An 11,949-nucleotide genomic window follows, 5' to 3' on the forward strand; every position below is an offset into this window, starting at 1 on the left:
TGGTGCGCGACGGCACGCCGTGGCGGGATCAAACCGCTTGAGGCCCCGGAGGGGGCCATTTGAGCCCGCAATAGCACCCAAAAGACGACCGCGGGTCGGGTGGGGGTGAAAGACAGTTGGCTCCCACGGTTGATTTGAGGGTGCTTGAGAATTGTGTTTGATCCGCATGGCCGTTCTGGGGTTTGATTGGGCCTTTCCCATGGATGAAAGGATCTTGTCATGAGCTACCGCACGCTAGGCCAATCCGGGTTGCAGGTCTCCACGCTGACCCTGGGCACCATGATGTTCGGCGAACAGACCAGCACCGAGGACTCGCTGCGGATCATCGACAAGGCCTGGGACCAGGGCATCAACTTCATCGACACCGCGGACGTCTACACCAACGGCCGCTCGGAAGAGATCGTCGGCGAAGCGATCGCCCGCCACCGCCACGAATGGGTGCTCGCCACCAAGGTCGGCTTCGGCCCGGCGGACGGCGTGCCCAACCGCAGCGGCCTGAGCCGCAAGCACCTGTTCAACGGCATCGAGGCCAGCCTGACCCGCCTGGGCACCGATTACCTGGACATCTATTACCTGCACCGCGAGGACCACAACACCCCGCTGCACATCACCGTGTCGGCCATCGGCGACCTGATCCGCCAAGGCAAGATTCGTTACTGGGGCCTGTCGAACTACCGTGGCTGGCGCATCGCCGAGGTGATCCGGATTGCCGACAGCCTGGGCATCGACCGGCCGGTGATCAGCCAGCCGCTGTACAACATCGTCAACCGCCAGGCGGAAACCGAGCAGATTACCGCCGCGCAGAACTATGGCCTCGGCGTGGTGCCCTTCAGCCCCCTCGCCCGGGGGGTGCTCAGCGGCAAGTACGCGCCGGATGCCGCCCCGGACGCCAACAGCCGCGCCGGTCGCCAGGACAAGCGCATCCTGGAGACCGAATGGCGGGTCGAATCCTTGCGCATCGCCCAGCAGATCCAGCAGTACACCCAGGGCCGGGGCATGGGCATCGTCGAGTTCGCCATCGCCTGGGTGCTGAACAACCGCGCGGTCACCTCGGCGATCGTCGGGCCGCGTACCGAGGAACAATGGGATGGATACACCAAGGCGCAAGCGGTGACGATCACCGCCGAAGATGAAGCCTTCATCGACTCGCTGGTGACCCCGGGCCATGCGTCGACGCCGGGATTCAACGACGTGGGCCATTTCGTGCCGGGGCGCGTGCCGCGTACGTCATGACTTTCTAGACTCTACCTTTCCCCTGTGGCGAGGGGATTTATCCCCGTGGGCTGCGAAGCTGCCCTCTGAGTCCGGCGCCATAGTGTGCCAAGCCAGGGGCTGCGCCCCGACGGGGATAAATCCCCTCGCCACAGGTTGCATGTCGACTGATCGCCCTCAAGAGAATCACTGTGTCCAAAGGCATCACCCTATCGGTCTCGGCCTCCGCGCTGTTCGCCGTCATGTATTACTACACCTCGCTGCTCACGCCGCTGACCGGCGTGGAGATCTTTGGCTGGCGCATGTTGCTGACGATGCCCTGCATGACCGTGTTCATGCTGGTGGCGCGGGAGTGGAAACTGGTCACGGCGCTGCTGCGGCGCCTGGTGGCCAACCCACGGTTGTTGATCGGGGCGATCGCGTCGTCGGCGCTGATGGGGGCGCAGCTGTGGCTGTTCATGTGGGCGCCGCTCAACGGCTACAGCCTGGATGTGTCGCTGGGGTATTTCCTGTTGCCGCTGTCGATGGTCCTGACCGGACGTATCGTCTATGGCGAACGGCTGTCGTATCTTCAGAAAATCGCCGTGTTCTTCGCCACCCTCGGGGTGTTCAACGAGTTGTACCAGGCCGGGGGTTTTTCCTGGGCAACCTTGCTGGTGGTGATCGGCTATCCGATCTATTTCATCCTGCGCAAGCGCATCCAGACCGACAACCTGGGCGGCCTCTGGCTGGACATGACGCTGATGCTGCCCGTGGCACTCTGGTTCGTGCAAAGCGGCGAGCAAGGCTTCAACGTGTTCGACCAGCACCCGTGGTTGTCCCTGCTGATCCCGGTGCTGGGGGTGATCAGCGCCTCGGCGCTGGTGTCCTACATCGTGGCCAGCCGATTGCTGCCGTTCAGCCTGTTCGGCTTGTTGAGCTACGTCGAGCCGGTGCTGTTGCTGGGCGTCGCGCTGTTGCTGGGCGAAAGCATCAAGGCCGGCGAGTGGCTGACCTACCTGTCGATCTGGCTGGCGGTGGCGGTGCTGGTGTTCGAAGGGTTCAAGCACCTGATGCGGCAGCGACGCCGAACGTAAGGTCGCCGCCTACCCCCTGTGGGAGCGAGCTTGCTCGCGATGACGGCGGCACATTCAACATGGATGCAAGCCGAACCACCGCTATCGCGAGCAAGCTCGCTCCCACAGGGGTTGTCTGTTGGCAATAAAAAGCCCGCCCGGCATCACTGCCGGGCGGGCTTTTTCATGGGGCAGGCCTTATTCGGTGGTCAACACCCCACGCCGCACCTGGTCACGCTCGATGGACTCGAACAGCGCCTTGAAGTTGCCTTCGCCGAAGCCATCGTCGCCCTTGCGCTGGATGAATTCGAAGAACACCGGCCCCATCAGGGTTTCCGAGAAAATCTGCAGCAACAGGCGCTTGTCGCCCTGCTCGGACGCACCGTCCAGCAGGATGCCCCGCGATTGCAGCGCCTCGACCGGTTCGCCATGGTTGGGCAGGCGCCCTTCGAGCATCTCGTAATAGGTGTCCGGCGGCGCGGTCATGAAGCGCATGCCGATGCTCTTGAGCCGGTCCCAGGTCTTGACCAGGTCGTCGGTCAGGAACGCCACGTGCTGGATGCCTTCGCCGTTGAATTGCATCAGGAACTCTTCGATCTGCCCGGCGCCCTTGGACGATTCTTCGTTCAGCGGGATGCGGATCATGCCATCCGGGGCCGTCATCGCCTTGGAGGTCAGGCCGGTGTACTCGCCCTTGATGTCGAAGTAGCGAATCTCGCGGAAGTTGAACAACTTCTCGTAGAAGCCGGCCCAGTAAGCCATGCGCCCGCGGTACACGTTATGGGTCAGGTGGTCGATGATCTTCAGGCCGGCGCCCACCGGGTTGCGGTCGACGCCCTCGAGGAACACGAAGTCGATGTCATAGATCGAGCTGCCTTCGCCAAAACGGTCGATCAGGTACAGCGGCGCCCCGCCAATGCCCTTGATCGCCGGCAGGTTCAGCTCCATCGGGCCGGTCTCGATGTGGATCGGCTGGGCGCCGAGTTCCAGGGCGCGCTTGTAGGCCTTTTGCGAGTCCTTGACCCGGAACGCCATGCCGCACACCGACGGGCCGTGCTCGGCGGCGAAATACGACGCCACGCTGTGGGGTTCGTTGTTGAGGATCAGGTTGATCGCACCCTGGCGATACAGGTGCACGTCCTTGGAACGGTGGGTCGCCACCTTGGTGAAACCCATGATCTCGAAGATCGGCTCCAGGGTGTTGGGGGTCGGGGCTGCGAACTCGATGAATTCAAAGCCCATCAGGCCCATCGGGTTTTCGTATAGATCTGCCATGTCGGCGCCTCATCATGCTTATCAATTAACAAACGTCAGTTGCCAGTGATGCTGAGGGCACGGGGCGGCGCGCAGGAAATACCGCGAACGCTGCGGGCGAGGAAATCGCCGTAGATCAGTTGAAACCCAAGTATCTTCATGGTCGACCCAAGGCTTTTGCGGGCGAGGCTTCTGCTGCCAGAAGACGTTATTCTTATATGCGTAAATCGATTCTACACAGCGTAACCAGATTTGTCCGCCTTCCGTATCAAATCGCCTTTTTCCTCGACCACGCAAGGGGTTTGTTGCACAGGAAGATGCCAGCCAGGATCAACCCGCCGCCCAGGCCCATCAAGGCGGTGAACCGTTCGTCCAGCAGCAGCGCGCCAAGCAGCACCGCCGTCAGCGGATTGAGGGCGATGAACACCCCGGAACGGGTCGCCCCTATCCGCCGGATACCGTCGTACCAGGCGATGTAGGCCAGGGCCGAGCCCAACACACCGAGGTACAGCAGGCTCAGCCATTGTTTCACGTCCAGCCCGCGCAGGGCTTCGGGGCGAACCTCACCGCCGATGGCGCAGGCCAGCCACAACATCAGCGTGCCCAGCAGGATCGACCAGGTGACGGTTTGCAACGGACCCAGGCGCTCATTCAGGCCCCTGGAAAACAGCGAATAGACCCCCCACCCCAGCACGCAACCGAAGATCAGCCCGTCGCCGAGCCAGCTTTGCCTCGCCCCGTGCAGTAACGAGGGGTCACGGCTGACGATCACCAACCCCGCCCCACCGATGCACAGCACGATGCCCGCGACTTTCAGCGCGCCCAGGCGCTCCTTGAACAAGCCCCAGGACGCCAGCCCGATCACCGCCGGGTTGAGGGCCACGATCAACGAGGCTCGCGATGCGCTGATGGACTGCAAGCCATAGAAGAAGCACAGGTTGTAGAAAAAGATGCCGAAGAAGCCCAGCGCGGCCAGTTGCAGCCCTTGCCTGACGCTGGGCCTGACCAGGGGAATGCGCGCCAGGGCGAGGAACGACAGCAGTGCGAGACTGGCGAGCAGGAAGCGCAGGCTGGCGGCGAACAGCGGCACCAGGGCATCGGCAAGGATCCGGCCAGCGACGAACGTGCCGCCCCAGATCATGGTGACCAGGCCAAGCTTGAGGTACACCGGCAGGTCGGAGGGCGTGGCGAGGGCGTGTTCGAAGGTTTTCATAGGGTGCCGCGATCGGTTGGGATGCCGTATTGTTGGCCTCATACCCTATCATCGTAAAATGAGCATTCACTCATGACCCTCACCCAGTTGGAAATCTTCTCCGTGGTCGCCGAACTGAGGGGCTTCACCGCAGCGGCGACGCGCCTGGGCATCAGCCAGTCGGCAGTGTCCCATGCCATCAAGGCGCTGGAGCAGGAATTGGGGGTGGAGTTGTTCAGGCGTCACCAGGCCCAGGTGGAGCTCAGCGACATCGGTCAGCAATTGCTGGGGCGGGCCCGGGCCATGCTCGGGTTGGCCAACACGTTGCGCCAGGAAGCCGCCGATGCCCGGGGAATGCGCCGTGGCACGTTGCGCATCGGCTCGTTCGGGCCGACCGCGTCGATGAAACTGCTGCCTGCGCTTGTGCAGCGCTACCGCGCCCTGCACCCGGGGATCGAAGTGCACATCGACGAAGGGCCGGACAGGCAGGTCATCCAATGGCTGGATGAACGGCGGATCGACGTCGGCTTCGTGGTGCTGCCCGAGGACCGTTTCGATACCTTCGCGTTGATGGAAGACCAGATGGTCGCGCTGCTGCCCATGCACCATCCCCTCGCCGCCCAGGCCAGCCTGAACCTCAAGGATTTGTGCGACGATCCGTTCGTGCTCACCGAGGCCGGATCATCGGAACTGGTCACGCGCCTGTTCAACGCCGCCCGGCTCACGCCGAACGTGCGCTTCCGTTGCTCGCAGCTGCTCAGCACCCTGGATGTCGTGCGCCGGGGCGAGGCGGTGAGCGTGGTGTCCGAAGGCTCGTTGCCGGCCAGCGAAAACCCGGGCTTCGTCAGCCGGCCCCCTGGCACCGCCGATACCCCGCCAGGTGGGCCTGGCGGTGCTGGACAGTCGCCAGGCATCGCCCGCCACCCTGGCGTTCATCGAACTGGCAAGGCAGTCGATCCGCGGTCCACGGGGCTAACTTCCACAACCTGGTTACTTGCAACTGATTAACCTGCAAGACGTTAGATGCACCCGGTATAAAGCCAACTGCCGCCACCGCCGAGACATTGACGCCAGCGTTCCATTCATAAAAGAACCGGCACTGTTGTTACATGGCGAAAAAGTTACGATTTACACTTTGCGGTTTAACTACTACAATTTTTTTACCTGTGCTAGATAGCAGGAGAGTCGTTTATCACCCCGTCGCTTCATGGCGCTAGGCGTGTGGCTTTGTTTGCGGTTGATATCAGCCAAACATTTTGATTGGAGTAATGATTTTGTCCAGACTCGCTGAATTTCGTGCAGCCGAAAAGGCCCTTCAAGAACAGCTCAAGCAGCTGGAATCCCTGAAGAACGACGCCGGGCTCAAGAAAGAAATCGAATTCGAAGAAAAGCTCCAGGGACTGATGCAGACCTACGGCAAGAGCCTGCGCGACATCGTCGCGATCCTCGACCCGAACCCGTCCAAGGCCAGCCTGCAATCGAACAAACCCACCAAGACTCGCCGTGCGCGCGTGGTGAAGGTCTACCAGAACCCGCACACCGGTGAGCTGATCGAGACCAAGGGTGGCAACCACCGCGGCCTGAAGGCCTGGAAAGAACAGTATGGCGCGGCCACTGTGGATTCCTGGCTGCGCGGCTGACAGCCCATTACCCGCATGAAAAAGCCCCGAGCCTACTCACTCGGGGCTTTTTTTATGCGCTGAACTTTGGGATTAATCCTGAAGTACTAGGCTCTGTATGAAAAGTTTTGAGACGAAGGTCAGGGCTTGTCAGAAGGCGCCATGACGAGAGGGCCAAGCCCTACAGTTTCAGGCTGTTGCGCACCGATTGTATTTCGTCCTGACTATCAATAAATACCTGCGCCTGGCCTGCATAGGACAACACATAAGCCCTGCCCGCGTTTAGTGCCGCAACGAGAGTCTGGGACAATACGTGCCGCCCGTTTTGCGTGATGGTGCAAGTGGTTTCCAGTGCTGTTACGCCACCCAACATGGCGGCATGGATCTTATTGCAGACACTTTGGTAGCCGCCCTGGAAAAAATCCTTCTGGATAGACTTGCGCATCTCCAGCAACACGCCTTGCAAGTTGACCTGATGATCAGGCTCGATGGGGGTCGTGGTCAGTTCCATGACCATCAGTGCATTGCCGGCCGAATCACTTTTCGATGCCCGCTGGCGCACGGTGCCCTCCGCCGTCGGCGCAGCCGTCGTCGTGGCGGGCAGCGGCTCGACGACCCAGCCCTGGGGCCAGGCTACTTGCGGCTCATCCGCCTGGACGCCGGCGCTCGCAACGGCGACAAAGAACAGGACAAACAGCGAAAGGCACGGTCGAATCATTGCGTTGGCATCCAGGGACGAAGCCTGAAGTCTGAAGCCCACCGCAGGAGCAGGCAATAGCCACGCGCGGTTTGGCGATGCCGCGGCCCTTGCGTATCATGGGCGCACCTGCAAGGAAGCTGTTTCACGCAAGCCCAGGAACCGTCGCGACAAGCCGCGACGGCGTTTGCCCCACTTATTTTCCGGAGGGCCCATGAGCCTGCACGAACTCGATACTTTCCCTGGCGTCACCGCACAACCGGACGCCGCCACGGCCCGATTCGTCTTCAACCACACCATGTTGCGGGTCAAGGACATCACCAAGTCCCTGGACTTCTACACCCGCGTGCTGGGTTTTTCCCTGGTGGAAAAACGCGACTTCCCGGAAGCCGAATTCAGCCTGTACTTCCTCGCCCTGGTGGACAAGCGGCAGATCCCGGCGGACGCCGCGGCGCGCACCGAATGGATGAAGTCGATCCCCGGCATCCTTGAACTGACCCACAACCATGGCACCGAAAACGACCCGGCGTTCGCCTACCACAATGGCAACACCGACCCTCGCGGGTTTGGCCACATCTGCATCTCGGTACCGGACGTCGTCGCCGCGTGCGAGCGTTTCGAAGCGCTGGGCTGTGACTTCCAGAAGCGCCTGAGCGACGGCCGCATGAAAAGCCTCGCGTTCATCAAGGACCCGGATGGCTACTGGGTCGAGATCATCCAGCCGGCGCCGCTCTAACACTCACCACGGCCTTCTGTGGGAGCGAGCTTGCTCGCGATGACGGTCTGTCTGGCACATCAATATTGAATGTGCTGCAGCGATCGCGAGCAAGCTCGCTCCCACAGGGTGATGCGTGACCCAAAACAAAACCCCATGAGCCATTGGCCCATGGGGTTTTGTTTTTGCTGCTATCGGTCAATCAAGCCGGCGCGGAGGCACGGATCAAGTGGTCGAAGGCGCTCAGCGAAGCCTTGGCCCCCTCGCCCACGGCGATCACGATCTGCTTGTACGGCACGGTGGTCACGTCTCCGGCGGCGAACACGCCCGGGATCGAGGTTTCCCCCCGGGCATCGACAATGATCTCGCCGCGCGCAGACAGCTCGACGGTGCCTTTGAGCCAGTCGGTATTGGGCAACAGGCCGATCTGCACGAAGATCCCTTCCAGCGCCACATCCCGCACTTCACCGCTCGGACGGTCCTTGTAGCGCAGGCCATTGACCTTCTGGCCATCGCCCGTCACTTCAGTGGTCTGGGCGTTGGTGATCACGGTCACGTTGGGCAGGCTGTGGAGCTTGCGCTGCAATACGGCGTCGGCACGCAATTGCACATCGAACTCCAGCAAGGTGACGTGGGAGACGATACCGGCCAGGTCAATGGCCGCCTCGACACCGGAGTTGCCGCCACCGATCACCGCCACGCGCTTGCCCTTGAACAGCGGGCCGTCGCAGTGCGGGCAGTACGCCACGCCCTTGTTGCGGTATTGCTGTTCGCCCGGCACGTTCATTTCGCGCCAGCGGGCCCCGGTCGCCAGGATCACGGTCTTGGCCTTGAGGCTCGCACCGCTGGCGAACCTGATTTCATGCAGGTTGCCGTCCTTGCCAGGCAGCAAGGCGTCGGCACGTTGCAGGTTCATGATGTCCACGTCGTACTGCTTGACGTGTTCTTCCAGGGTGACGGCCAGTTTCGGCCCTTCGGTTTCCTGGACCGAGATGAAGTTCTCGATCGCCATGGTGTCGAGCACCTGGCCGCCGAAACGCTCGGCCGCCACACCCGTGCGGATGCCTTTGCGGGCCGCGTAGATCGCCGCCGAAGCGCCAGCCGGGCCACCGCCGACCACCAGCACATCGAAAGCTTCCTTGGCGCTGATTTTCTCGGCCTGGCGCTCGATGCCGCTGGTGTCGATCTTGGCCAGGATTTCTTCCAGGCCCATGCGGCCCTGGCCGAAGTTCACGCCGTTGAGGTACACGCTCGGCACGGCCATGATCTGGCGTTCATCGACCTCGGCCTGGAACAGCGCACCGTCGATGGCCACGTGGCGGACGTTGGGGTTGAGCACCGCCATCAGGTTCAGCGCCTGGACCACGTCCGGGCAGTTCTGGCACGACAGCGAGAAATACGTCTCGAAGTTGAATTCGCCCTTGAGTGCGCGAATCTGCTCGATGACTTCGACGCTGGCCTTGGACGGGTGACCGCCGACTTGCAGCAAGGCCAGCACCAGCGAAGTGAATTCGTGGCCCATGGGGATGCCGGCGAAGCGCAGGCTGATCTCGGCTCCCGGGCGGTTCAACGAAAACGATGGCTTGCGCGCATCGGTGCCGTTGTCGAGCAGGGTGATCTTGTCGGAAAGACTGGTAACGTCTTTGAGTAACGCAAGCATTTCCTGGGATTTCGCACCGTCGTCGAGGGATGCGACGATCTCGATCGGCTGGGTGACCCGTTCCAGGTATGACTTCAACTGAGCTTTAAGATTGGCGTCCAACATACGGGCGATTTCCATGTTTTGAATTCAGAAAAAACAACGCCCGAGCGAATCTCGCCCGGGCGTTTTGTGGGGGCGAAGCGGCTTACTTAGATCAAGAGCTGGTTCGCCCTCGGATGACGCATGGACTTAGATCTTGCCGACCAGGTCCAGGGACGGAGCCAGGGTGGCCTCGCCTTCTTTCCACTTGGCTGGGCAGACTTCGCCCGGGTGAGCGGCAACGTACTGGGCAGCCTTGATCTTGCGCAGCAGCTCGGAAGCGTCACGGCCTACACCGCCATCGTTGATTTCAACGATCTTGATCTGGCCTTCCGGGTTGATCACGAAGGTACCGCGGTCAGCCAGGCCGGCCTCTTCGATGAGCACGTCGAAGTTGCGGGAGATGGCCAGGGTCGGGTCGCCGATCATGGTGTACTGGATCTTGCCGATGGCTGGCGAAGTGTTGTGCCAGGCCGCGTGGGCGAAGTGAGTGTCGGTGGACACGCTGTAGATCTCGACGCCCAGTTTCTGGAACTCGGCGTAGTTGTCGGCCAGGTCTTCCAATTCGGTTGGGCAGACGAAGGTGAAGTCGGCTGGGTAGAAGAATACGACAGACCACTTGCCTTTCAGGTCGGCGTCCGATACTTCGACGAAGGCGCCGTTTTTGAAGGCGGTTGCTTTGAACGGTTTGACTTGGCTGTTGATGATAGGCATCGATGTTTCTCCGTCAGGGTTGAAAAGTTGATGGAGAGAATCTTAACCACTCATGCCCGGCCTGGCTCATTGGCAAAGCTCATGCGAATGATTGGTTTTGGCTATCAGGGAACTCTATAGATAGAAGAAATCTGTCGCCGCTGCGAAGCCCGCGATTCTTCGATGTCTTCGAAAATCGCGGGCTAGGCCCTGCCTGAAATGTGTCTGCGCGAAGGCCAGACAAGGCGAAACGGGGCGAGGAAGCGCAGTGTACTGGAGTACATGAGCATTCCGAGCCCCGTTTCAACGCAGTATGGGCGAGTGCAGACCATTTCAGGCAGAGCTAGCGGGCTCGTGGATCAGGCCGTGGGGGTACGCATGGTAACGAACTCTTCGGCGGCCGTCGGGTGCACGCCGATGGTTTCGTCGAAATCACGCTTGGTGGCGCCGGCCTTGAGGGCGATGGCCAGGCCCTGGACGATCTCACCGGCATCCGGGCCGACCATATGGCAACCCAGCACCTTGTCGGTCTGCCCATCGACCACCAGTTTCATCAGGGTACGCTCCTGGCAATCGGTCAGGGTCAGCTTCATCGGCCGGAAACGGCTTTCGAAGATCTGCACCTGGTAACCCTCCTCCCGGGCCTGTTCCTCGGTCAGGCCCACCGTGCCAATATTCGGCAAGCTGAACACGGCCGTGGGGATCATCCGGTAATCCACCAGGCGATACTGCTCCGGCTTGAACAGGCGTCGCGCCACAGCCATGCCCTCGGCCAGGGCGACCGGCGTGAGCTGGACGCGGCCGATCACATCGCCAATGGCCAGGATCGACGGCTCGGCGGTTTCGTACTGCTCGTTGACCTGGACAAAGCCCTTGTCGTCCAGGGTCACCCGGGTGTTCTCCAGGCCGAGGTTGTCGAGCATCGGGCGGCGACCGGTGGCGTAGAATACGCAGTCGGTAAGCACGCTGCGACCGTCCTTGAGCGTGACCTTGAGGCTGCCGTCGTCCAACTTGTCGATGCGTTCGATGTCGGCGTTGAATTGCAGGTCCAGGCCACGGCGCGCCAGCTCTTCGGCCAGGTGCTTGCGCACCGCGCCGTCAAAACCACGCAGGAACAGGTCGCCTCGATAGAGCAAGGATGCCTGGGCGCCCATGCCATGGAAGATCCCGGCGAATTCCACCGCAATGTAGCCACCGCCGACCACGATGACCCGCTTGGGCAGTTCCTTGAGGAAGAACGCCTCGTTGGAACTGATGGCGTGCTCGCGTCCCGGAATGTCCGGGATCATCGGCCAGCCGCCGGTGGCGACCAGGATGTGCCGGGCGGTGTAGCGCTGGCCATTGATCTCGACTTCGTTGGGCCCGGTCAGACGCGCATGGCCTTCGTGCAACACCACGCCGCTGTTGACCAGCAGGTTGCGGTAGATCCCGTTGAGGCGATTGATTTCCCGGTCCTTGTTGGCGATCAGCGTGGCCCAGTCGAAGCTTGCTTCGCCGGCCGTCCAGCCGTAGGCCGGCGCCTGTTCGAAGTCTTCGGCGAAGTGCGCGCCATAGACCAGCAACTTCTTCGGCACACACCCGACGTTCACGCAGGTCCCGCCCAGGTAGCGGCTTTCCGCCACGGCCACTTTCGCCCCGAAGCCGGCGGCGAAGCGCGCCGCCCGTACCCCACCGGAACCGGCGCCAATCACATACAAGTCAAAATCGTAGGCCATTTTCTATCTCCTTCGGCAGGCCATCAGCATACCTGCTGTTTTCACCTGAGGCAGCG

10 protein-coding genes and 1 pseudogene are annotated in these 11,949 nt (G+C 61.6%); 5 read left to right on the forward strand and 6 right to left on the reverse strand.

Translation table 11 applies throughout. From position 1 onward, the window contains the following. The first annotated feature begins 219 nt into the window (after positions 1-219). A complete protein-coding gene (locus Q6A48_RS04465) occupies positions 220-1,233 on the forward strand; it encodes an aldo/keto reductase (RefSeq protein WP_304552340.1) in 1,014 nt (337 codons plus the stop codon). Positions 1,234-1,403: 170 nt separating this feature from the next. Further along, on the forward strand, positions 1,404-2,288 hold the full coding sequence (gene rarD / locus Q6A48_RS04470; RefSeq protein WP_304552341.1) for an EamA family transporter RarD: 885 nt from the start codon (positions 1,404-1,406) through the stop codon (positions 2,286-2,288). Between the two features lie 177 nt (positions 2,289-2,465). On the opposite strand, the gene hppD is transcribed toward rarD, so the two are convergent. Continuing rightward, positions 2,466-3,542, reverse strand: coding sequence for a 4-hydroxyphenylpyruvate dioxygenase (hppD, locus tag Q6A48_RS04475; RefSeq protein WP_304552343.1), 1,077 nt, complete (start codon positions 3,540-3,542; stop codon positions 2,466-2,468). A gap of 247 nt (positions 3,543-3,789) precedes the next feature. Next, entirely contained in the window at positions 3,790-4,734 is a 945-nt protein-coding gene (locus tag Q6A48_RS04480) for a DMT family transporter (protein ID WP_304552344.1), read from the reverse strand. A gap of 72 nt (positions 4,735-4,806) precedes the next feature. Here Q6A48_RS04480 and Q6A48_RS04485 point away from each other — a divergent pair. Both Q6A48_RS04485 and Q6A48_RS04490 read left to right on the forward strand, forming a co-directional pair. Then, positions 4,807-5,689 (forward strand): annotated as a pseudogene (locus Q6A48_RS04485) (LysR family transcriptional regulator). A 298-nt stretch (positions 5,690-5,987) separates the two neighbouring features. Continuing rightward, positions 5,988-6,353: a histone-like nucleoid-structuring protein, MvaT/MvaU family gene (locus tag Q6A48_RS04490; protein ID WP_304552346.1), complete on the forward strand. Its 366-nt coding sequence runs from the start codon at positions 5,988-5,990 to the stop codon at positions 6,351-6,353. Between the two features lie 160 nt (positions 6,354-6,513). Here the strand turns inward: Q6A48_RS04490 and Q6A48_RS04495 are convergent, their stop codons facing one another. Then, positions 6,514-7,050 carry a DUF4946 domain-containing protein gene (locus tag Q6A48_RS04495; RefSeq protein ID WP_304552348.1) on the reverse strand — a complete coding sequence of 179 codons (537 nt, stop codon included), beginning with the start codon at positions 7,048-7,050 and terminating at the stop codon, positions 6,514-6,516. Positions 7,051-7,243: 193 nt separating this feature from the next. Here Q6A48_RS04495 and gloA point away from each other — a divergent pair, with 193 nt between their 5' ends. Then, a complete protein-coding gene (gloA, locus tag Q6A48_RS04500) occupies positions 7,244-7,765 on the forward strand; it encodes a lactoylglutathione lyase (protein WP_304552349.1) in 522 nt (173 codons plus the stop codon). 181 nt (positions 7,766-7,946) lie between these two features. Here the strand turns inward: gloA and ahpF are convergent, their stop codons facing one another. From ahpF to gorA, 3 genes are all read right to left on the reverse strand, one after another. Next, the gene (ahpF, locus tag Q6A48_RS04505; RefSeq protein ID WP_304552350.1) at positions 7,947-9,509 is read right to left on the reverse strand and encodes an alkyl hydroperoxide reductase subunit F; all 1,563 of its coding nucleotides are present in this window, start codon (positions 9,507-9,509) and stop codon (positions 7,947-7,949) included. Between the two features lie 126 nt (positions 9,510-9,635). Beyond that, positions 9,636-10,199, reverse strand: coding sequence for an alkyl hydroperoxide reductase subunit C (gene ahpC, locus Q6A48_RS04510; RefSeq protein WP_011061677.1), 564 nt, complete (start codon positions 10,197-10,199; stop codon positions 9,636-9,638). A 338-nt stretch (positions 10,200-10,537) separates the two neighbouring features. Then, the gene (gorA, locus tag Q6A48_RS04515) at positions 10,538-11,893 is read right to left on the reverse strand and encodes a glutathione-disulfide reductase (RefSeq protein WP_304552369.1); all 1,356 of its coding nucleotides are present in this window, start codon (positions 11,891-11,893) and stop codon (positions 10,538-10,540) included. Positions 11,894-11,949 lie beyond the last annotated feature (56 nt).

Origin of the sequence: Pseudomonas citrullilanati (assembly GCF_030580855.1) — a bacterium.
GTDB classification, from domain to species: domain Bacteria; phylum Pseudomonadota; class Gammaproteobacteria; order Pseudomonadales; family Pseudomonadaceae; genus Aquipseudomonas; species Aquipseudomonas citrulli.